The organism is Pararhodospirillum oryzae, from assembly GCF_007992075.1.
Taxonomy (GTDB): domain Bacteria; phylum Pseudomonadota; class Alphaproteobacteria; order Rhodospirillales; family Rhodospirillaceae; genus Pararhodospirillum; species Pararhodospirillum oryzae.
Genome location: NZ_BJZO01000003.1, coordinates 47,748 through 70,170, shown reverse-complemented (window position 1 = coordinate 70,170; position 22,423 = coordinate 47,748). Strand labels below are relative to the sequence as shown.

Below are 22,423 nucleotides of genomic sequence, written 5' to 3'. Positions count from 1 at the left end.
CGGAAAAGCCGGACAGGGCCGAGGTCCGGTTCAAGGTCTGGAGGCCCCGGCATGCTGACCCTTCCTGAGTGGACCCCCAACCTTCCGGGTTTCCTGCTGGTCCTCGCCGCCGTCACCGCCCTTGGCCTGGTGGCTTTCGTGCGCCGCCTGTCCCCCTTTCACGGACGCGGCGCCTTTGTCGGGGCGTTCGTGGCCCTGGCGTGGTGGTGCCTTGCCGCCGCCGTGGAAAACCTGGTGCTCGGCCCCGCCGACAAGCTCTTCTGGGCCGAGATGGCCTGGCCCGGCATCATGGCCACCGTCTTGCTGTGGACGGCCTTCCTGTGGAGCTACTGCAAGGGCGAGGAACGCGTGCGCGCGTGGCCAACCCAGGCCGTGTTGTGGGGCCTGCCCGCCCTGACCTGGGGCGTGGCACTCACCAACGATTTCCATCACCTGATGTACGTCACCGCGACCCCCATGGGAGACGAACCGGGCGCCCCCTTGCTCTACGAGCACGGCCTGGCCTTTTTCCTGGCCATCGGGGTTTGCTATTTCCTGCTGCTGGTCTGCCTGATTGTCCTGATCGACACCTTCCAGAAGGCGCCTCGGGCCCAGCGGCCCCACTACCTTGGCCTCACCGCCGCCATGGCGGTTCCCTGGGTGAGCGACCTCACCTACCTGACCGGGCTGTTCATGCCGTTTGGCTTCGACCCCACGCCCTTCAGCTTTATCGTGACCGCTGTCTTGCTGGTCTGGATGATCGGCCGCCATCGTTTGCTGATCAGCGTGCCCGTGGCCTTGCGCCCCCTGCTCGACGCCCTGCCCGACGCGGTGATGGTGCTTGATCCCGGCGACGTGATCGCCGAGGCCAACCGATCGGCCCAGGCCCTCACCGGGTGTTCCCCGCTCACCGGACGGCGGATGCGCCAGGCCCTGCCGGTCTCGGTGGTCGCGGCCCTCGACACCCTGGCCGCCGAGGGCGTGGCCGACGCGGTCCTGGACGGGGAGCCTCCCCGCCATGTCGAAATCCGCACCCGGCCCTTGTCCCTGGGCAATCGCCCCATGGGGCGGGTGGTGATCCTGACCGACATCACCTGCAGAAAGCAGGTGGAACAGCGCCTGACCGAACAACTGGCCGCCAACCTGGCCTTGCAGCAACAGCTGCGCGAGCAGGCCACCCGCGACAGCCTGACCGGACTGCACAACCGCCACTACCTGGAAGAAGCCCGCCCCGCCCTGCTGGCCGGGGCCAAGGCCAGCGGGCGCCCCTTGAGCGTGGTGGTCCTCGACCTGGACCATTTCAAGCACTTCAACGACACCTGGGGCCACAGGGCGGGCGACGCGGTCTTGCGCGCCATTGCCCGCTTCCTGATCGCCAATGTCCGTCAGGACGACGTGGTGGTGCGGGTGGGAGGCGAGGAAATCCTGGTCTTGCTGCCCGACACCGATCCCCATGACGCCACGGTCCGGGTGGAACACTGGCGCGAGGTGTTCGGCGCGACCGCCCTGCGTATTGACGATCAGGCGCTGCACGCCACCTTCTCGGCCGGGGTCGCCGCCTACCCCAACGACGCGCCGTCGTGGGAAGCGGTGATCGAAGCCGCCGACGCGGCCTTGTACCGCTCCAAGGACCTGGGCCGCAACCGGGTGTGCCGCTGGCATGCGCCAGGCCCGGCCGTCGCCCCTGCCCAAAGGGCCCCCATCGCCTGACGCGCGGCCGAGCGGGCCCGGTCCCGGGATTACAGGGCCAGCACCCGCTCGCGCAAGGCGGGCTGGGTGTCCAGGGCCCCGGGGGTGCCGGTCCACACCACCCGGCCTTGCTCGATCAGGGCCACCCGGTCCACCAGCGGCTCGGCGAACAGGCGGTTTTGTTCGCTCAGCAGCACGGTCATGCCCTCGGCCTTGACCGCGGCAATGGCCTGGGCCAGGGCCTCGACCACCAGGGGCGCCAAGCCTTCCGAGGGCTCGTCAAGCAGCAGCACCGCCGGATTGCCCGCCAGGGTGCGCGCGACCGTCAGCATCTGCTGTTCCCCCCCCGACAGCAGGCCGGCGGGGCGGTGCCACAAGGGGTCCAGGGCGGGAAACAGGGCGCGCAGACGGGCTTCGCTCCACGGGCCCGGCCGCCCGGTGGTTCCCACCCGCAGGTTTTCGGCCACCGTGAGGCCGGCGAACACCCGGCGTTCCTCGGGCACCCAGCCGACCCCGGCCCGGGCCAGGGCATGCAGCGGCCAGCCCTTGATCGAACGCCCGGCCAGCCGCACGTCGCCGGCCGTGACCCGCACCAGGCCCAGCACCGCCAGCACGGTGGCCGTCTTGCCGGCGCCATTGCGCCCGAGCAGCGCCACGCCCTCGCCTTCGGCCAACGCAAGATCAAGGCCAAACAAGACCTGTGCCCGACCGTGGCAGGCATCGATTTTTTCCAGGCTCAACACCACGTTTATTCCTTGGCTTGTGTTCGGGCCTTGGCTTGCGTCCGGGCCCGGCGCAGCATGCTTCCGGGAAGGGACGCAAGACAAGCCGTTCGTGTCGCTTCCCGCGCGTTTCGCGTGACCCATCGCCCGCCACCCGTGCCGTCCCCCGCCCGGAGAGGTTGCCATGATTCCCGCCCCCGATCTTCGCGCCCAAGGCCTGATTGACGCCGTTGCCCTTCTGATCGGCCAGCGCCTGGACCCTCCCGAGGCCGCCCTGGCCCAGGCCTTCCTGCGCCAGACCCTGGAGGGCCATCCGATCGAGGATCTGGGCGGCTACGACGCCGAACGGGTTTTCGGCCAGATCGTTTCCCTGTGGACCTTCGTGCGCCAGCGCCCCCCCGGCCAGGCCCTGGTGCGCGCCTTTTCCCCCACGCTGGAGGAACACGGCTGGCACTGCGACCAAGCGGTGATCGAACTCGCCCTTGATGACATGCCCTTCCTGGTCGATTCCGTGCGCGCCGAGCTGGCCCGGCTGAACCTGGGGGTACGCCTGGTGCTGCACCCGGTCTTGCGGGTGGCCCGCGACGGCCACGGCGTCGTGGAGGCCCTGGGCGACGACGCCGCTGACGCGCACCCCGAATCCATCATGCACCTGCATGTCCTGGCCCGCGCCGACCCCGAACGCCTGGCAGCGGCCGAGGAAGGCGTGCGCGCGGTGCTGGCCCAGGTGCAGGCCGCCGTGCACGACTGGGCCCTGATGCGCGCGCGCTGCCTCGCCCTGGCGTCGGATGCCCCCACCCCGGCCGAGGCCGCGTTCCTGACCTGGCTGGCCGCGAACCACTTCACCTTCCTGGGCGTGCACCGCCACGCCCTGGCCCCCGACGCCGAAAGCCCGTCCGACGAAGCCGGCCTTCTGGGCATTGCCCGCCTCGCGGCCGACAATCCCGAGAACGGCCTGGGCTTTTCCATCGACGACGGCCCCTCCTTGCTGCTGACCAAGGGTCTGACCCCGGCCCGGATCCACCGCCCGGTGCCCATGGACGTGGTGGTGGTGCGCCGCGACGCCGCCGTGTGGGTGTTCCTGGGCCTGTTCACCGCCGATGTCTACACCGATTCCCCCCGAGGCATTCCGGTGGTCAACGACAAGATCGCGGCGGCCATCACCGCGACCGGCCGGCGCCCCGGCACCCACGACGGGCGCAAGCTCCTGGCCATCCTGGAAACGCTGCCGCGCGAGGAGCTGTTCCAGGCCGATATCGAAACCCTGGCCGCCATCGCCCTGGGGGTGCTGCGGCTGCAAGAGCAGCCCCGCCCGGCCTTGTTCCTGCGCCCCGATCCCTTCGGGCGCTTCGTGTCATGCCTTGTGTTCCTGCCCCGCGACCGCCACGACACCGCCTTGCGCCGCGAGGTCCAGGGTATCTTGGAACAGGCCCTGGACGGCACCGCGCTGTCGTTTTCCACCCAGGTGTCGGACGCGCCGCTGGCCCGGTTTCACCTGACGGTGCGGGTGCGCCCGGGCGCCCGGCCCCTGCCCGACGCCCGCGCGATCGAGGCGCGCATCGCCGACGCGGCCCGCGCCTGGCCCGACGCCCTGGCCGAGGCCCTGGTCAGCGCCCACGGCGAGGAACGGGGCCTGGCCCGCGCCGCGCGCTTCGCCGACGCCTTCCCGGCCGGCTACCGCGAGCGCTTCGGCGCCCAGCAGGCGGTGGCGGATATCGCCCGGATCGAGGCGGCCCTGGACCCCGCCGGCCCCGGCTTCGCCATGGCCTTGTACCGCGCCCTGGAAGACGCCCCCCACGAGGTGCGCTTCAAGATCGTGCGCCCGGGCCAGCCGCTGCCCTTGTCCGACATCGTGCCCTTGCTCGAAAACCTGGGGCTTCGGGTTATTGGTGAAATGCCCTTTGACGTGCGCCTGAACGGGGGTGGCGGCGGCGGGGACCGGGTCTGGCTGCATGACGTGATGCTGAGCCAGCCCCAGGGCCGGCCCCTGGACGTGGGCCAGGTGCGCGGACCCTTCCAGGACTGCTTTGCCCGCCTGCTGAAGGGCGAGGTGGAAAACGACCGCTTCAACCGCCTGGTCACGCTGGCCGGCCTGACCTGGCGCGAGGTGGTGATCTTGCGCGCCTATGCCCGTTTCCTGCGCCAGACCACCTTCCCCTTTGGCCTCGCCACCCTGGCCGATGCCCTGGCCGCGCACCCGGCCCTCGCGCGGGCCCTGATCGACCTGTTCCGGGTCCGCTTCGACCCCGAGCGCGCCGACGACCGCGACGGCGCCCAAAAGGCCGCCCGGGCCGAGATCGAAAACGCCCTGGACGCGGTGGACAACCCCGACGAGGACCGGGTTCTTCGCACCATCCTCACCACCATGCTGGCGACCGTGCGCACCAACGCCTGGCAGGTGGATGACGCCGGCGAACCCGGCCCGGTGCTGGCCTTGAAGTTCGACAGCGCCGCCCTTGATCACCTGCCCGAGCCCCGGCCGTGGCGGGAAATCTTCGTGTACAGCCCCCGGGTGGAGGCCGTTCACCTGCGCGGCGGCCCGGTGGCGCGGGGCGGCATCCGCTGGTCGGACCGGCGCGAGGATTTCCGCACCGAGATCCTGGGCCTGATGAAGGCGCAGCGGGTCAAGAACGCCGTCATCGTGCCGGTGGGGGCCAAGGGCGGCTTCGTGGTCCGCCGGCCGCCGGCCGAGGGCGGGCGCGACGCCCAGCAGGCCGAGGGCGTGGCCTGCTACAGCCTGTTCATCCGCGCCCTTCTCGACCTCACCGATACCCTGAACGGCGCGGAGGTGGTGCCGCCCCCCCGGGTGGTCCGCCACGACGGCGACGATCCCTATCTGGTGGTGGCCGCCGACAAGGGCACCGCGACCTTTTCCGACATCGCGAACCGCCTCGCGCTGGAGGCCGGCTTCTGGCTGGGCGATGCCTTTGCCTCGGGCGGCTCGAACGGCTACGACCACAAGGCCATGGGCATCACCGCGCGCGGCGCCTGGGTCGCGGTCCGGCGCCATTTCCGCGAGGCCGGCCACGACATCCAGACCACCCCCACCACCGTGATCGGCGTGGGCGACATGAGCGGCGACGTCTTCGGCAACGGCATGCTGCTGTCGCGCCAGCTCAAGCTGATCGGCGCCTTCAACCACCTGCATGTTTTCGTCGATCCCGACCCCGACCCCGAACAAAGCTGGGCCGAGCGCGAGCGCCTGTTCCGCCTGCCGCGCTCGTCGTGGGGGGACTACAACCCCAAGTTCCTGTCGCCCGGCGGCGCCGTGTTCTCGCGCCACGCCAAGCGCCTGGACCCCAGCCCGGAAATCCGCGCGCGCTTCGAGCTGCCCCCGGGGCCCATCAGCCCCGAGGCCCTGATCCGCGCCTTGCTGGGCGCCTCGGTTGATCTCCTCTGGTTTGGCGGCATTGGCACCTTCATCAAGGCCCACGACGAACCCAACGCCCTGGTCGGCGACCGCGCCAACGACGCCGTGCGCCTGAACGGGCGCTCGATCCGGGCCAAGGTGGTGGGGGAGGGCGCCAACCTGGGCATCACCCAGCGCGGGCGCATCGAACTGGCCCTGGCCGGCGTGCGCCTGAACACCGATGCCATCGACAACGCCGCCGGGGTGGATTGTTCCGACCACGAGGTCAACATCAAGATCCTGCTGGGCAGCCTGGTCGCGGCCGGCGAGATGACCGATCGCCAGCGCAACACCTTGCTTGCCGAAATGACCGATGAGGTCGGCGCCCTGGTCTTGCGCCATAACGTGTTGCAAACCCAGGCCATCAGCCTGACCATCGCCGGCGGCCCCGAGGATCTGGACGCCCAGGTGCGCCTGATGCGGGCCCTGGAACGGGCCGGGCGCCTGGACCGGGCCCTGGAATCCCTGCCCGACGACGAAGCCGTGCAAAAGCGTCTGGCCGAGGGGCGCGGCCTGACCCGGCCCGAGGGCGCCGTGCTGCTGTCGTATGCCAAGATCTGGCTGTTCGACCAGTTGATGGCCAGCGACCTGCCCGACGACCCCTTCTTGGAAGGCGAGGCGATCCGCTACTTCCCCGAGGTGCTGGGCCGTCGTTTCCCCGACGCGGTGCGCGGCCACCCGCTGCGCCGCGAAATCATTTCCACCGTGGCCACGAACAGCCTGCTCAACCGGGCCGGCGGCATTTTCGTGTCGCAGATGACCGACCGCACCGGTCACGATCCGGTGGACGTGACCCGCGCCTATCTGGTCAGCCGCGACGGCTACGACGCGCGCGCGCTGTGGGACGCGATCGAGGCCCTCGACGGCCAGGTGCCGGCCGCCGTTCAGCTCGACATGCTGCGCGCCGTCAATCGTCTGCTGGCTCACGGCACCGTGTGGCTGCTGCGCCATGCCGAATGGCCCTTGGATCTGGCCGGGGCCGGAGCCGCCCTTGACCACACGGTGGGGGTCCTGCGCGACGGGCTGCCCGCCTTGCTGCCTTCGGAAACCCTGGCGCCGCTCATCCAGCGCGCCGGGGCCCTGGAAGCCCAGGGGGTGCCTTCCGCGCTGGCCTTCGATATCGCCGCGCTCGACGTGCTGGCGGCGGCCAACGACATCGCCCGGGTGGCCCGGGTTCGCGCCCTCGCGGTGGAACCGGTGGCGCGGCTGTACTTCGCGGTGGGGATGGCGTTTGACATCGAGTGGCTGCGCGCCCGCGCCCGCGATCTCGACCGGGGCAGCCCGTGGACCCGGCTGGCCGTCGCCGCCAGCATCGAGGACCTGGAGGTTCAGCAGCGCCTGTTGACCCAGGGCGTTTTGGAATGCGCGGGCAGCGCCGACGACCCCGAGGCGGCCCTGGCCTGCTGGCGCGGACGCCATGCCCGCCTGGTCGAGCGCACCGGGCAGGTGTTGCAAGACCTGCGCGCGGCGGCCAGCGTCGATCTTGCGATGCTCACCGTCGCCGCCCGCCAGATCCGCGCCTTGTCGGGCGGATGACCCCCGGCGCGCGGTGGAGTTGCCGGACACGAGGCCCCCCGGCTCCACCGCGCGAAAAAACGGCTTGTCTCTGTCGCCTGGCCCGTATTTCACACCCGGTTTTTGAACAATCCGTTGCCCCCGGCGGCCCGGGATGTCAGGATTTGTTTCAAAGGGATCGGCTTCCCACCGACCCCTTCCGTTTCCTATTGGCTTCCACCTGTTGGGTTCGCCGCTCTCATCGACCGCCGACATGACGCACCGATCGCTCCGTTCCCTGCTGCTGGCGTCCACCGTTCTCATCATGCTGGCCTCGGGCGCCATGATCGGAACCGTGGCCTATCGCTACGCGACCGTCGCCGTGGCCGAGGTGTCGAGTGATCTGCGCCGCGAAATGACCCGGCGGGTGATCGACCATATCCGCGTGCGCCTGGAGGAAGCCACCGCCTCGCTGGAGGAAGCGGCGGAAAGCCTGGAAAACGGGCTTTTTTCCACGCAGGATTCCGAGCAGATCGAAAGGGTTTTCCTGCTGGAGGTGACCAGCAACCCGTCGGTCACCAGCATGATCCTGGGCTTCGAGGACGGATCCATGCTGGGGGCAACCGAAATCGGTGTTCCCCGGATCGAAGGACCTGGCACCCCGACGCAAGGCCCCGAGCCCTTTGGCTACGTGCTGAAAACCGACGGTCCCGCCCCCGCTCTGTTCCACAAGATCCCGGTCGACGAACGCGGCGACGCGGTTGGCCTGACCATCACCGTCCCCGGGTACGATGTGCGCGAACGCTCCTGGTACCAGGCCGCCACGAAGGCGACCCCGCCTTCCGATACCGGCGCGCTGTGGAGCGACATTTTCGCCCTGACCACCGGCGACGACATGGCCCTGCCGGTCAGCCGCTGGGTCAACCGCCCCGATGGCTCTCGAATTGCCCTGTTGTCGGCTCATGTTTTCTTGTCCCAGCTGACTCCGTTCCTGACCCATCTGCACGATGACCTGCCCGGTCTTTCCTTCATCATCGACCAACGCGGGCTGCTGGTGGCCAATTCGTTGGGAGAAAGCGTGATCCATCGCGGGATGCGCGACCGGGGGCTGTCGCTGAAGGCAGCCCGGGACAGCACCTCGCCCCTGATCGCGGCGGCCGCCCGGATGATCGCCACCATGGACGACGCCCTGGCCCCGGACGGTACCCGGGGCGCGCTGCCCGCCACCTTGAGCCTGAACCAGGACGGTGACCGCTATTTCGTGGAAACAACCCCGCTTGTCCTGGGCCGGGGGCTGACCTGGCGGGTGGTCACGGTCGTGCCCGAAAGCGCCTACATGGCCCCCTTGCGGATCGGCAACCAAAGAACAGTCGCGCTGATCGTGGCCTCGGTCTTGCTGATGGCCGGGGTCATGGCCCTGGTGGCCCGCCATATCCTGCGCCCCCTTGGCGAGCTAACCGAATCCGTGCGCGCCGTCGCGCGGGGGGATTACACCCGGATCCTGGACATCAACCGACGCGATGAAATCGGCGAGCTGGCCCGCTCGGTCAACACCATGACCTTGCAGCTGCGCCACACCCAGGAGGCCCTGGACCGGCGCCTGGCCGAGGTCTCGGCCGCCGAAGCCCGCTTTGACGCCCTGTTCGAGAATGCCGAAATCGCCATCTGGAACAAGGACATGAGCCCGTTGCTCGTTCGCTTTGCCCAGATGCGCGCGAACGGCGTGACCGACCTGGACGCGTGGCTTGATGCCCATCCCGGCGCGGTCCGGGATCTGCACGACACGATGCGCGTGATTCACGTGAACCGGGCGACCCTGACCCTCTTCGGTGCCGAGAACGAAACCGCCTTTTTGGAAAACATGGACCAGATCCTGACCAAGGAGGTGGAAGGCCGGATACGAGACCTGCTTCTGGCCGTGTGGAGTGGCATCGGACCGTTCCAGGGCGAAATCAGCCTGCGCACCTTGAAAGGCGAACGGCTCGACGTTTACGTCACCCTCCCCGTTCCCCACTCCATCGACGGCGCGCGCTCCGTCCCCGTCACCCTGCTCGATGTCACCGGCCTGCGCCGGACCGAGGAACGGCTGCGTTCCAACACCCTTGAGCTGGAACGCTCGAATTCAGACCTTGATTCGTTTGCCTATGCCTCGGCCCACGACCTCCGCGAGCCCTTGCGCAACATTACCTCCTATACCACCTTGCTCTCGCGCCGTCTGGCCGACCGGCTGAGCGACGAGGAGCGCGAGTTTTTCTCGTATGTCCACGGCGGCGCCCTGCGCATGGACGATCTGGTCTGCGACCTGCTGGAGTTTTCCCGCGTGGGCCGGGCCGGGGATGTCCCCGAGCCTGTCGCGCTGAGCGAAGTGGTCGACGCCGTGCGCGAGACCTTTGACGAACAACTGCGCGCGTGTGGCGGACGCCTGGTTTTTCCGCCGGAGCTGCCCACGGTGGTGGGCGTGCGCCGCGATCTCGATCAGTTGTTTTCCAACCTGATCGCCAACGCCATCAAGTACCGCTCCCCCGAGCACGCTCCCGTGATCACGCTGGGCGCGCGCCGCGACGGGCCTTTCTGGCACCTGACCTTGGCGGACAACGGGATCGGCCTGGAATCCGGCCACGGCTACGAGGAACGGATCTTCCGGCTGTTCCAGCGCCTGCACGCCCGCAGCGAGCATGGCGGCGGCACCGGCATTGGCCTTGCCATCTGCCGCAAGGTGGTCGAGCACCACGGCGGACGGATCTGGGCTGTCTCGCCCGGCCCGGGCCTGGGAACCACGTTCCATTTCACGCTGCCGCTCTGGCCCCAGTCCTGACCCGCCCTTCCGGCCTCAGGCGTCGGTGGGAGGGGTGCTGTACTCGGGAACCAGACCGGCCACGACCTCATGCGCCCGGGCTTCGTCGTGGGTCGCGCAGGCCGCCGCCAGGGTCTCGAAGGCTTCCGTCAGCGCCGCTTCATCCTGGATGCGCGGCGCGGCCACCAGAATGCCCGGGGTGGGGGTGGGCAGGGGCTTTTCGGCGCCGTGGAAGATCTCCTCGTAGAGCTTCTCCCCGGGGCGCAGGCCGGTGAACGTGACCGCCACGTCCTCGTCGGGCCGCAACCCGGCCAGCCGGATCATCTGGCGCGCCAGATCGACAATGCGCACCGGTTCGCCCATGTCGAGCACGAAGATCGACCCCCGGTAGGTGTCCGAGAGCGCCCCCAGCGCCGCCGCTTGCAACACCAGCTCCACCGCCTCGCGAATGGTCATGAAATAGCGGGTGATGTCGGGATGGGTCACCGTGAGCGGCCCGCCCGCCGCCAGCTGGCGCTGGAACAAGGGCACGACGGAGCCGGTCGAGCCCAGAACGTTGCCAAAACGCACGGTCACGAAATGGGGGGCGTCGGGATCGCCCAGCCCCAGGCGGTCAAGCCCCTGGCACCAGCACTCGGCCAGGCGCTTCGACGCCCCCATCACGCTGGTGGGGTTCACCGCCTTGTCGGTTGAAATCAACACCATCACCCGGGTACCGTGGCGCCGGCAGGCCTCGGCCACCAGCCGCGTGCCCAGGGCGTTGGTGCGCAACCCCTCGATCGGGTTCATTTCCACCATCGGCACGTGCTTGAGGGCGGCGGCGTGAAACACCAGCTCGGGCCGCTCCTCGGCCATCAGGGTTTCCAGCCGGACATGATCGCGCACGTCCAGCAAGGCGGCGCGCCGGTCGAGGGTCGGGAAACGCTCCTTCATTTCCATGTCGATGGTGTAAAGGGCGAACTCCCCGTGGTCGGCCAGCACCAGACGGGCGGGCTCCAGGTCCGCGATCTGGCGCACCAGCTCCGAGCCGATCGACCCGCCGGCCCCGGTGACCAGCACCCGCCGGCCCCGCACCATCGACACCACCGGGTCGCGGTCCAGCACCGCCTGCGGGCGGCCCAGCAGGTCTTCCAGGGCAACGGGGCGGACCTCCAGCCGGTCGGTTTCCCCGCTTTTCAATTCGGTGAGGCGGGGCAGGCGGGCCAGCGACAGCCCCAACGCCTCGCAGGTCTCCAGAAGACCGCGCAGGCGGGCGCCGCTGAACGTGTCCTTGGTCAAGATCAGCTTGTGCGGACGCTGGCCCCGGGCTTCGAGAAGGGCCACCACCTCGGGGATCTGGTCCAAGGTCCCCAGAACCGACAGGCCGCGCAGCTGCCGGCCCACCCGCTGTTCCTTTTCGGCCACGATCCCCACGGGCACGTAGGGCGGATCGGCCTCGCGCTCGACGGCCCGCAAGAACATCTCGCAGGGATCATCGGCCCCGGCCAGCAGCACCGGAATACCCCGGCGCCCCAAGGTGACCGCGCGCCGTTTCAAATCAAAGGTGCGATCCTTGAGCAGACGATAAAAAAACCGCGAGCCCCCCAGCATGACCACCAGCACAAAGGCGTTGATGATGGGCACCGAGCGCGGCAGATACTCCACCCGCGACAGCAGGAAAACCGCCGGCACGAACATGACCAGGGTCAAGGCCGTGCCCCGCAAGATGGCGATCAGGTCATCCAGCGAGGCATACCGCCAGATGCCCAGATACATCCGCTGCGTATAAAACGCGACAGCGGCGCACAGCGCGAACAGGGTTGCCCCTTCCCCGATATCCCCGGGGCTGGCCACCTGGGGAAGATCCTCGCCCACGCGCAAGTAAAGCGAAAGCGGGAAGGAAAGCGCGGCCATGATCACGTCGTGCAAAAAGACGATACGGGCCCGCGCTGGCATCCGCGTCACCAGGGACTTCACTTTCACGCCGCCAATTCCTTCCACGTTCTTCCGGCCCCGGAACCGGCGGGTTCCAGGACGCGGACGGGGGGCTTCAGGCCCTGGGCCCGCCGTCCCCGCGCCCGACCCGCGCCAGGCGGATCAACAAGGCGATGACACTCCCGGCGGCCAGCACCAAGGCCCCCGGCGCCAGCCCGGGCCACGCCACCGCCCCCGCCGCCAGCCCCATCAAGGCCAGATTGACCCCGGCAAAGGCCCGCGCGACCCGGTCATGGGACCAGCCTCCCTGAACCGCCCGCTGATAGAAATGCTCGCGGTGGGCCTGCCACGGCCGATGTCCCTGGATCAGACGCCGGCACAAGGTCCAGGTGGCATCCGCCACGTGGGTCGCGGGCAAGATCAGGGCGGCCAGCAGATGACCCTGGGCGACCAGGACCAGCAGCAGCCCCCCCAGCACGAAGCCCAAAGGAACGCTGCCCGCGTCGCCCAGGAACACCCGCGCGGGATGCCAGTTCCAGCGCAGGAAACCGGCGGCCGCGCCGGCCAGGATCAGGCCCGGCGCGGTCCAGCCCACGGCCGCGCCCCCCGCCAGCACCCCGGCGAAGGCCACGCCAACGCCCAGGCTGGCGGTTTCCACGCCGGCCAATCCGTCGATGCCGTCCATGAAGTTGTAAAGATTAATGAACCACACCCATCCCAGGGCAGCCAGCGGCGCCCCCACGACCGCCGGCACCAGGCCGCCCAGGGTCAACACGCCGGCGGGCAGGCACAGCAGGCCCAGGCCCACGGCGGCGGCCTGAACCAGCAGGCGCGGACCCGCGCCGAGCGGGCGCACATCGTCGGCGAACGATACCCCCATCAGGCCCACGGCAAGCGCCAGCAAGCCATAAGGCCCGGCCCCGAAGGCCCCGGCCTCGAAGGCCCCGGCCTCGAAAGGGCCCAGCAAGGCGAACAGGCCCGCCATCAACGGCAGCGCCACCGCGAGAAGGGCCAGCCCGCCCCCCCGGGGGGTGGGCTGGTCGTGGCTGGAGCGGGCGTTGGGCGTGTCGATCACCTGGCGGGCGTGCAGAACACGGATCAACCGACCGGTCGCCCGCGCCGTCAGGGGGACGGCGAGAGCAGCCAGGAGTGGCACGGCCAGCAAGGAGAAGGGCAAGGTTTCCATGGCCCAGGGTATAGGCCGACCGCGATCGGCCTGCAATCCTTCTGGTCAGGCGCAAGGAGAAGGGGAGACAGCCCGCCGTGTCATGCCGGGGCGGGCCCGTTTCCCTGGGCGCGGGTGGCGTGGAAGGTCGCCAGGAACGTCTCCAGGCTCCCTTGGCCGATGGCCTGGCGCAGATCGGCCATCAGGTCTTGATAATACTGAAGATTGTGCCAGGTCAGCAGCATGGGGCCCAGGATTTCCTCGGCCCGCACCAGATGATGCAGGTAGGCCCGGCTGAACCGCCGGCAGGCCGGACACGAACAGGCGGGATCAAGCGGACCGGGGTCGTCGCGGTGGCGGGCGTTGCGCAGGTTCAGGTCGCCGGTGCGGGTGAAGGCCTTGGCGGTCCGCCCCGAGCGGGTGGGCATCACGCAATCGAACATGTCGATGCCGCGCGCCACCGCCGCCACGATATCCTCGGGCCGGCCCACCCCCATCAGGTAGCGGGGCCGGTCGAAGGGCAGCAGGGGCACGGTGGCTTCCAGGGTTTCCAGCATGGCCTCGAACGGCTCGCCGACCGCGAGGCCGCCGACCGCGTAGCCCTCGAAGCCCAGAGCGGTCAGGGCCTCGGCGCTTTCGGCGCGCAGATCAGGATGAATGCCGCCCTGGTTGATGCCAAACAGGGCATAGCCCGGGCGCTGGCGAAAGGCCTCGCGCGAGCGCCGGGCCCAGCGCATGGACCGGCGCATGCTGTCGGCCACCGCCTGCTTCTCGGCCGGGAAGGGGGGGCACTCGTCGAACGCCATGGTGATGGTCGCGTCCAGCTGGTCTTGGATTTCCATCGACCGCTCGGGGGTGAGCAGGTGGCGGCTGCCGTCGATGTGCGACTGAAAGGTGACGCCATCCTCGGTCAAGGTGCGCAGGCCCGCGAGGCTCATCACCTGGAAGCCCCCGGAATCGGTCAGGATCGGCCCCGGCCAGTCCATGAAGCGGTGCAGCCCCCCCAGGGCCGCCACGCGCTCGGCCCCCGGGCGCAGCATCAGGTGATAGGTGTTGCCCAGGATGATCCGCGCCCCCGTCGCCGCCACGGACTCGGGCATCATGGCCTTGACCGTGCCGGCGGTGCCCACCGGCATGAACACGGGTGTTTCCACCGGACCGTGCGCGGTTTCCAGATGGCCAAGGCGCGCGGCGCCATCGGTTGCGGTCACGGTGAACGAAAAGCAGGAGCCGGACATGGGAAAACCAAAACCAGGGGGGAGAGGAGGGCGAGGAAGGAGAAGAGGGTAAAGGAAACGAGGACGGCGGCAAAGGGCAAAGCCCCTTCTCCGGGCAAGGGGATGAGAGCCCCTTGCCCGGAGAAGGGCGACGTTCCCCTGCCCAAACCGGGAAGCGGATTACCCGCCAGTCGCCTTTGCCTGACGAGCTTCCATGTACGCCCGCAACACGGCGTTGATCCGGGTTTGGTAGTGGGGCCCTCCTTGCTTGAAAAAAGACAAAATATCCGGATCAAGGCGAATACTGATCCGCGTCTTGCCAGAGGGAACCCGCTCGGCGTTCGCGAACCAATTATCATCCAACACGGGAGCGGCATCGGGGTCCGATGCCATCGCCCGGTCGATCTCCTCATCCGTCATCGCCTCCAGCCGGGCCCAGTCGGTCTTTCCCGTCCCGGGAGGCGGCGTCGCGCTCTGCAAAATATCGTGTCTTTTCATCGGTGCGTGCCTTTCGTGCCGAAATAATTCGAATTTTTTCTCCTCTATATGTATAAACAACTGCAATAATAATTCCATTAATATCACCAACTGCAATCCATCTTGGTTCCGAAGATTCTTTTTTGCTTGTACTGTTTATATAAAAATTAAAAAATATAGTTTTTGCATCATTAAAATCAATAAAGTGTTTTGAAGTATTTATTTCATTTTTTTGCGGATCCCATTCGAATGGCAGCATGATTTTCTCCTTTTGTGACAAAATCTCGACAAATCCTCGCAAGAGGATGTCGAGATGGTTGTTGAAGGGTTGGTCCAATTGCTTCCAGCATTCTCGATATCCTGACTTCCATCTGGATGGGTCGCGTTTGTCAGAGTGAAGCAGACGGATTTTGGAGGCCGGCGCGGACTTTGGGAAGCCGCGCTCCGTGTGCCGACAAAATGTATGTACAATCGGTCGTGAGAACGATCAAGCCCTCTCGTCGCCCGCCGCCAGGTCGGCCCGGTCCAGCAGGCAGGCATCGCCATACGAGTAGAAGCGGTAGCCGGCCTTGATGGCGTGGGCATAGGCCGCCTGCATGCGCCCGAGTCCCGCGAAGGCCGAAACCAGCATGAACAGGGTCGAACGCGGCAGGTGGAAGTTGGTCATCAGCCGGTCCACCACCTTGAACCGGGCCCCGGGCACAAGGAACAACCGGGTCGTGGTTTCAAAGGGGTGGATCACGCCCGCATCGTCGGCGGCGCTTTCCAGCAGGCGGGCCACGGTGGTGCCCACGGCCACGATCCGCCGCCCCTCGGCCCGCGCCTGGTTCAGCCGCCCGGCCACCTCGGGGGTCAGGATGCCGCGCTCGGCGTGCATCACATGGTCGGCGGTGTCGTCGGCGGTCACCGGCAGGAAGGTGCCCGCCCCCACGTGCAAGGTCAGCGCCTCGCACGCCACCCCCCGATCGGCCAGGGCCTGGAACAGGGCCGGGGTCAGGTGCAGGCCGGCGGTGGGGGCCGCCACCGCGCCGTCGTGGCTGGCATAGGTCGTCTGGTAGTCCTCGCGGTCGCGCGCGTCGTCCTCGCGCCCCATGTAGGGGGGCAGGGGCAGGCGGCCATGGGCTTCCAGGGCCTGGGTCAGGGCCGGGCCGGCGCGGTTGAACGACAAAACCACCTCGCCGCCCTCGCCGCGCGCCACCACCTCGGCCGTGAAATCGGGAGCGAACGTCACCACCCGGCCCAGCGTCAGCTTGCGCGCCGGCCGCGCGAAGCAGCGCCAGCGGTCCGGGGCTTCTTGCAGGTGCAAGGTCACCTCGACCCCGCCTTCGCCCACCCGCCCCTTCAGGCGCGCCGGAATCACCCTCGTGTCGTTGACCACCAGCACGTCGCCCGGATCAAGCAATCCCGGCAGATCGCGCACCCCCAAATCCTGGAAGGGTCCCGTGGCCGGAACGCGCAGCAGGCGAGCCGAATCCCGGGGTACCGCCGGTCGAACGGCGATGCATTCTCGCGGCAAGGGAAAATCAAACAGATCAACACGCATTATACGGGTATCCGGACCACGGATTGCGAAAGGCGGCCCCGGTTTTTCTGGCCTCCTGGCGTGGGCTGTGCTTTACCAACTCCAGCCCGGCGACCAAAGCACTTTCGGCGCCGTCGGCGGGCAGGGGAAACAGGCCATGGGGGGAACCATGTCGACCGAAGACGGCATCCGCGCCATCCTGGAACGCCATCCATTCCTGCGGGGACTGGACACCAGCGTGATTGACGGGCTGGAAGACCTGGCCAGCATCGAGCGTTTCGCGGCGGGTGATGCTTTGCTGATCGAGGGCCGGGCGGCGGACCGATTCTTCTTGCTGCTGGATGGCACCGTCGCCCTGGGCGTGGCACGGCGCGGCGAACGCCTGAAGGTCATCGAAGTGGTGCGCGAGGGCGACTTGCTGGGGTGGTCGTGGCTGATCCCTCCCTTTCACTGGACGTTCGAGGCCCAGGCCCGCACGCCCGTGCGTGCCCTTGTCATCGATGCCGCCATTTTGCGCGAGCGCATGCGCGCCGACCACGTGCTGGCCCATGCCCTGATGGATCGCCTGCTGCCCGTCATGGCCGCCCGCCTGCGCGCGGCGCGCATGGAAGTTCTGGCCTGCGAGGAAAACCAGGGCTGATCCGCCCCCGGCCGCTTTCCACGGACTCCGGGCCCTCACCCGCTCAAGGGAGAGGCTCGGCGGGGGACCGTGCAATGCGAACGAGGGTTCTTCTTTTTGCGGGAAACGCGGTTCCCTCTTTTCGACTCTAGACTGAAACTGGATCAACTTGAGTCAAGTTGGCCCAGTTTCAGTCTAATTCTATAAATTTTAAAGTAACTTCGAGATCAGGTTGGGCCAAGAAATGGCCCAACCTGATCTCGGATTACTCTAGGCGGGCCGCGTCCACGAGCGGATCCCGTCGGCAAGCGCGAGGATCGAACGCCGGTCGTCGAACAGCCCCGGGGCCCGGTCGCGCAGCTGTTCCGACAGGGCCCGCCGCCGCTCCGGTTCCCGCCCCAGGGCAAGGGCCAGACGCTCGTAGCCTTCCTGAGTGCGGGCGAGGCCTTCGTTGAGCCCCATCATCCGGTAATATCCCTGGGTACGGCGCCCGCGCATGAACGGCCCCGGCCAGCTCACCACCGGGGTGCCCACCCCCAGCGCTTCCAGGATCGCCGGCCCGCCCCCCCAGTAAAAGGCATCCAGCACCACGTCCACCGCCTTCAGCGCGGCCTGGCGGATGCCCGGGCGGGGCCAGCGCAACCACACCAGCCGCTCGGCCGGCACGCCCGCCGCCGCCAGCCGCGCCCCCATCAGACGGGTCAACTCCCCTTCGGGCGCGCGAAACAGGCACAAGCGCCCGCGCGCATCCCCGGCAAGCACGCGGGCGAACACCGCGTCCATGTCGGGGTGAATCCGTTCAAGCGGATGCGCGCACAGATAAAGTGTCGCGTCCTCGGGAAGGGCCAGGCGGGCGCGATCGGCCGCCTCGGGCTGCGGCCGGGGCTGACACGTCATCAGGCCCGGCACCCGGATCAAGGGTTCCCGATAGTGGGCCCGTGCCCCCGGAGGCTCCAGCGCGTCGGCGCTGACGTAGGCATCGATCGACGGCAGGCCGGTGGTCACGGGATGCCCGGGCAAGGCCACCTGAAGCGGGGCCAGGCGGGCGTGGGCCAGCGCGGTGGTCAGGGGATCCACGCCAACTTCGGGGTAGACCAGCACATCGAGGCACAGCGCTTCCAGGTCCTTTTGCGCGCGCAGGATATCCCGGGGCAACACCGCCTCGCGCGTGCCTTCTTCCACGAGCCGGGCCCACGCCGGACTGCTGGCCGGCCCCGGGGCGACCAGCACGACCTCCAGTTCCGGGCGCCCCCTTAGTTCTTCCACCAGCGCCACGAGACCGTGGGCCGTTTCGCCACGGGCCAGGGTCGCGGACACCACCCCCACCCGACGCCGTTCCCCCGTGGGCGCCTTTTCCGCATGGGCGGCCACGTGTCCCAGCACCGGCGACACCCGACGCATGGTTTCCGCCAGCTCCGTCATCAAGGCGGTGTCGTCGCGCCCGTGCGTGGCCAGGGCCGGCACCGCCAGCGCCCCGCCCAGGGCGTTGGGATCGGGCAGGAACGCGCCGCGATCGCGCAAGGCCGCCAGGCCACGCCGCAGCCGGATCCGGGCTTCGTCGATCTCGGCCCCCGAGACGGGCACGCGCGGCAACACGGCCGTCGCCATCACCGCCGCCGCCGGATGGTCGCCCGCGCCTTCCACGACCCGCAACGCCTCCGCCCAGGCCCCGCTTCGCTCCAGAACCCGCGCGAGGTTGGCCCGAACCGGCCACGAGCCCGGATCAAGGGCCAGCGCATGGCGCAGCAGCTCGGCCGCCTCGCCCGGACGCTCCAACCCCGCCAGCGCGAAGCCCCGGTTCAGCAGCGTGGAAACCGAGGGAGTTTGTTCCTGAACCTGGCAGCGCCCCGTCACCTCCAGGGCTTCCTCGTAGGCGCCGCGTTCGTTCAAAACCGCCGCCAGCTGATGCTGGGCCTCGATCAGGGAGCCCAGCGTCCGGTACAGGGCCTCGGCCGCCGCCAGGGCGCCCCGGCGCACCAGCAAGCGCCCCAGGCTGAGAACGGGCGCGCTCAGGCCCGGGCGCACCGCCAGCAAGCGACGCCACGCGTTTTCCGCCCCGGCGTCGTCGCCCCGGGCCTGGCACGCGTGGGCCAGGGCGCGCCACGGATCCATCGCGTCGGGCGCAAGCACCAGGGCCAGGCGCACCCGCGCCACCGCCACCGCCGGCCGCCCACGCATCAAAAGCGCCATCGCCGACAGATGCAAGGCCTCGACATGCGCCGGATCCGTCGCCAGGATCGCGTCGTACTCCGCCAGAGCCTCGTCCAGGCGGCCCGCCTGATGAGCCGCCAGGGCCCTGTCCAACCGCTCCTCGCGCAATGCCGGCATGTTTGCCCCACCCCCTTGCGACATCGCCCGATCCCTACGCCGGGCGTGTCCTTTCGGAACCCCGTCCCCCGGCCCGCCATGTCAAACGCCGGCTCACGGAATCAAGCACCGTCCCCCAGCCCCCGGGGGTTTCCTGACGAAACAGGCGCATGGTGGGATACCACGGCGTGCTTTCACCGTGCAGCCCCCACCGCCAATCCGGGACCGCCGGCAGCAGAACCCACACCGGCCGCCCCAGCGCCCCCGCCACGTGGGCAAAGGCGGTATCGACACTGATCACCAGATCCAGGGACGCCATCAGCCCGGCCAGGCCCGCGAAGGCGTGGTCGCGCCAATCGGCATCGGGCGGCACCATCGCGATGCCCAGATCCTCCAGCGTGCGCCGTTCATCGGGCCGAAGGTCGGGGTGCAGGGCGATCAGGGTCACGCCAGGCACGCGCGCCAACCCGGCCAGGGCGGCGGGCGCGAGCGAGCGTTCCCGGTCCAGGGCATGGGCGGGATTGCCCCGCCACGCCACCCCGACCCGAAAACCGCCCGGAACCAAGGCGTCGAGACGGCGGGCCCACGCCTGTTCCCGAACGGGATCCGCCGAAAGATACGGCACCGGGGCCCCGTCGGCGGGACCCAGCCCCAGAACACCTGCCGTATCCATCAAGGGCAGGCACGCCCCCGCCGCCGGGGGAGTCACGCCCAGGGGAATCAGGGCATCCAGGCCGGGCACGGTGGCAAGCAGGGATCCCAGGGCCGGCGAACAGGCCAGCACCACGGCCCCGGCGCGTTCGCGGACCGGGGCCACGTAGCGCGCGAAGTGCACGGCGTCGCCGATCCCTTGTTCGGTGAACAGCAGCACAGGGAGCGCAAGCCGCTCTCCCGTCCATTCCGGGAGCCCGGGAAACGGGCGGGACTTGTTCCACGCCGCCCACCGCGCCCGATACTCGGGGTATCCCCCCGCAAGGTCGCCCGAAAGGAGCTTCGCCACCCCCCGGTTATAGCGGGCATCGGCAAACGCCGGATCAAGACACAGGGCCCTGCTGAATTCCCGGTCCGCCCGGACGGGATCCCCCTGGCGCAACGCCACCGCCCCCAGGTTGCTCCGCGCGGCCGGGCACGCGGGGTCGAGCAAGACAACCTGCCGGAACACGCGCGCCGCCGCGTCCAGAAGGCCTTCCCGCGCCAGCTGCCGGGCTCGCGCGTTCAAGGCATCGGTGGTGTTCGGGGGGTCCCCCATTGATCCGCCGCTATCGACTCCTGGAAGGGTTCCAGCGAGAAAAGGGGGCCGTTCTCGACGCGCTCCGGGGAAGAAACACCCCAACGCACCCGACACCGAGGCCCTTCAACGAGAAACGGCCCCTTCACCCTTCAGGCACGTTATCTCGTGCGAAAAAACATCCGTTCGCGTCCGCTCCCGGCTCAGTCCTTGGGCTGCTCGCCTTCGACCAGATGCCGCGCGACCGCCAGCACATCCTCGGCCGGAGGGTTTTCCCCCTCGGCGAAAAAGGCCTCCACGTCCGCCATCTCGACCGGATACTTCTTGACCAGGGCCGCCACCACCGCCCGCGTGCCCAGAACGTGGGCCGCCAGACCTTCCATCATGTTCAAAAGATTATTGATTTGCTCCGACGACAGATCCCCCATGCGGGCGACGTCGTCCGACAGCTTGTTCAGCAGGACTTGAATCTGGTTGAGCATCAGATCCGACATGAAAGAACTCCTTTCTGGTCCACGCGGACGCCAGAGGGTCAAGGGGCGGCAGGGCCCTTCGGGCCCTGCGTGTGCGGAATTAAGGATACCCTTCACCGCCGCGTCTGTCATGTGCCATTACCAGAGGGCGCCACGACGGGTCTTGACGCGCCCCGACCGCAAGCTGGCCGGGACCTCACGCAAAGGAGAAACGCATGCGGGTTGGCATCGCCTGGCAAATGGGCCTGCCCAGCGGATGGGGCACCTATGCCTTGAACCTGGCCCTTCAGCTTTCTCGCCTGGGCCACCGCCCGGTGCCGTTTTCGCTGTCGAACGCCCCTCTTGATCAGTGGCTCGACCCCCTGGGCCAGCGCCTGCTGGCGCCCGCCCTGGCCGAGCACGCGCGCATGAACCACCTGCTGGCGCTGCACGGGGAACTGGATCTCCCTTATCTCGTGCTGCACGGCCTGGCCGACGGCCTGGACATCAACCCTTTTTCCGATCAGGTGCGCGGCCAGCCCGACGTGGGCGTGGTGTTTTTTGAATCCGCCCTGGTGCCCGGGCCCAATCTCGCGGCCGCCGAGCGCTTCAAGGTTATCATCACCGGATCAAGCTGGAACCAGATGGTGCTGGAAGCCCACGGCGTGACCCACGCGCGCTTGCACTTCCAGGGCATTGATCCCAGCGTGTTCCATCCCGCGCCCCGGGCCGGCCTGATGCCTCCCGGGCGGTTCGTCGTGTTTTCGGGCGGCAAGCTGGAATACCGCAAGGGCCAGGATATCGTGATCGCCGCGTTCAGGATCTTCCACCAGCGCCATCCCGACGCCCTCTTGGTGACCGCCTGGCATAACCTCTGGCCCGAATGCCTGGAAACCCTGGAGGAATCCCCCCACGTGGACACCTTGCCCACGGTGGACGGGCGCGGGCGCCTGTGCCTCGGCCCGTGGTTCGAGGGCCTGGGCCTTTCCCCCGACGCGGTCTTGGACCTAGGCCCCCTGGCCAACGCCGCCACCGCCCGCGTGCTGCGCGAATGCGACCTGGCCGTGTTCCCCAACCGCTGCGAAGGGGGCACCAACCTGGTGGCCATGGAAGCCATGGCCTGCGGCGTGCCCGCGATCGTGTCGGCCAACACCGGGCACCTGGACCTGATCGCGGGCCAAAGGGCGATGGGGGAACCGGTGTGCTGGTCCCTGACCGAGCAAGGCGACCTGACCGACGACGGTGCCCAGCCCTGGCGCACCGGCTGGGGCGAAACCTCGGTCGAGGAACTGGTGGAAGCCATGGAAGACGCCTACGTCCACCGCGAGCGCGCCACCCGGCGCGGCCAGGCCGGCGCCCGCTTCCTGGCCCGCTGGTCGTGGGAAGCCCAGGTGAAGGACCTGATGGAAACCCTGAACACCCTGGCCTGACGCGC

Annotated in this window: 15 protein-coding genes; 5 read left to right on the top strand and 10 right to left on the bottom strand. The window is 68.8% G+C overall.

Annotation, left to right across the window (positions count from 1 at the left end; genetic code table 11):
* Positions 1 to 51: 51 nt before the first annotated feature.
* Positions 52 to 1,689 (top strand): histidine kinase N-terminal 7TM domain-containing diguanylate cyclase, encoded by a 1,638-nt coding sequence (locus ROR02_RS01090; RefSeq protein ID WP_147162152.1) that lies wholly within the window; start codon positions 52 to 54, stop codon positions 1,687 to 1,689.
* Positions 1,690 to 1,718: 29 nt separating this feature from the next.
* Here ROR02_RS01090 and ROR02_RS01085 read toward each other — a convergent pair whose 3' ends face one another.
* Positions 1,719 to 2,414: an ABC transporter ATP-binding protein gene (locus ROR02_RS01085; protein ID WP_307725131.1), complete on the bottom strand. Its 696-nt coding sequence runs from the start codon at positions 2,412 to 2,414 to the stop codon at positions 1,719 to 1,721.
* Between the two features lie 160 nt (positions 2,415 to 2,574).
* Between ROR02_RS01085 and ROR02_RS01080 the strand changes: the two genes are divergently transcribed.
* Positions 2,575 to 7,335, top strand: a complete 4,761-nt coding sequence (locus ROR02_RS01080) for an NAD-glutamate dehydrogenase (protein WP_147162150.1) — start codon at positions 2,575 to 2,577, stop codon at positions 7,333 to 7,335.
* A gap of 232 nt (positions 7,336 to 7,567) precedes the next feature.
* The gene (locus ROR02_RS01075; RefSeq protein WP_170244904.1) at positions 7,568 to 10,108 is read left to right on the top strand and encodes a sensor histidine kinase; all 2,541 of its coding nucleotides are present in this window, start codon (positions 7,568 to 7,570) and stop codon (positions 10,106 to 10,108) included.
* Positions 10,109 to 10,123: 15 nt separating this feature from the next.
* Here the strand turns inward: ROR02_RS01075 and ROR02_RS01070 are convergent, their stop codons facing one another.
* The 6 genes from ROR02_RS01070 to queA form a co-directional block, all read right to left on the bottom strand.
* Entirely contained in the window at positions 10,124 to 12,022 is a 1,899-nt protein-coding gene (locus tag ROR02_RS01070; RefSeq protein WP_174823005.1) for a polysaccharide biosynthesis protein, read from the bottom strand.
* Positions 12,023 to 12,116: 94 nt separating this feature from the next.
* Positions 12,117 to 13,178 (bottom strand): MraY family glycosyltransferase, encoded by a 1,062-nt coding sequence (locus tag ROR02_RS01065; RefSeq protein WP_246135336.1) that lies wholly within the window; start codon positions 13,176 to 13,178, stop codon positions 12,117 to 12,119.
* An 89-nt stretch (positions 13,179 to 13,267) separates the two neighbouring features.
* A complete protein-coding gene (tgt, locus tag ROR02_RS01060) occupies positions 13,268 to 14,404 on the bottom strand; it encodes a tRNA guanosine(34) transglycosylase Tgt (protein WP_147162148.1) in 1,137 nt (378 codons plus the stop codon).
* 159 nt (positions 14,405 to 14,563) lie between these two features.
* A complete protein-coding gene (locus ROR02_RS01055; RefSeq protein WP_246135335.1) occupies positions 14,564 to 14,803 on the bottom strand; it encodes a BrnA antitoxin family protein in 240 nt (79 codons plus the stop codon).
* Positions 14,793 to 15,119, bottom strand: a complete 327-nt coding sequence (locus tag ROR02_RS01050; protein WP_246135334.1) for a BrnT family toxin — start codon at positions 15,117 to 15,119, stop codon at positions 14,793 to 14,795. Before ROR02_RS01050 ends, ROR02_RS01055 begins: the two co-directional genes overlap by 11 nt.
* A gap of 228 nt (positions 15,120 to 15,347) precedes the next feature.
* Positions 15,348 to 16,403, bottom strand: a complete 1,056-nt coding sequence (queA, locus tag ROR02_RS01045; protein WP_147162146.1) for a tRNA preQ1(34) S-adenosylmethionine ribosyltransferase-isomerase QueA — start codon at positions 16,401 to 16,403, stop codon at positions 15,348 to 15,350.
* A 148-nt stretch (positions 16,404 to 16,551) separates the two neighbouring features.
* Between queA and ROR02_RS01040 the strand changes: the two genes are divergently transcribed.
* On the top strand, positions 16,552 to 17,022 hold the full coding sequence (locus ROR02_RS01040; RefSeq protein ID WP_170244903.1) for a cyclic nucleotide-binding domain-containing protein: 471 nt from the start codon (positions 16,552 to 16,554) through the stop codon (positions 17,020 to 17,022).
* A gap of 249 nt (positions 17,023 to 17,271) precedes the next feature.
* On the opposite strand, the gene ROR02_RS01035 is transcribed toward ROR02_RS01040, so the two are convergent.
* From ROR02_RS01035 to ROR02_RS01025, 3 genes are all read right to left on the bottom strand, one after another.
* Positions 17,272 to 19,329 carry a tetratricopeptide repeat protein gene (locus ROR02_RS01035; protein WP_170244902.1) on the bottom strand — a complete coding sequence of 686 codons (2,058 nt, stop codon included), beginning with the start codon at positions 19,327 to 19,329 and terminating at the stop codon, positions 17,272 to 17,274.
* Positions 19,330 to 19,363: 34 nt separating this feature from the next.
* A complete protein-coding gene (locus tag ROR02_RS01030) occupies positions 19,364 to 20,557 on the bottom strand; it encodes a glycosyltransferase family 9 protein (protein ID WP_147162143.1) in 1,194 nt (397 codons plus the stop codon).
* 182 nt (positions 20,558 to 20,739) lie between these two features.
* Positions 20,740 to 21,030, bottom strand: a complete 291-nt coding sequence (locus tag ROR02_RS01025) for a hypothetical protein (RefSeq protein ID WP_147162142.1) — start codon at positions 21,028 to 21,030, stop codon at positions 20,740 to 20,742.
* Between the two features lie 194 nt (positions 21,031 to 21,224).
* Between ROR02_RS01025 and ROR02_RS01020 the strand changes: the two genes are divergently transcribed.
* A complete protein-coding gene (locus ROR02_RS01020) occupies positions 21,225 to 22,418 on the top strand; it encodes a glycosyltransferase family 4 protein (RefSeq protein WP_147162141.1) in 1,194 nt (397 codons plus the stop codon).
* Positions 22,419 to 22,423: the final 5 nt, after the last annotated feature.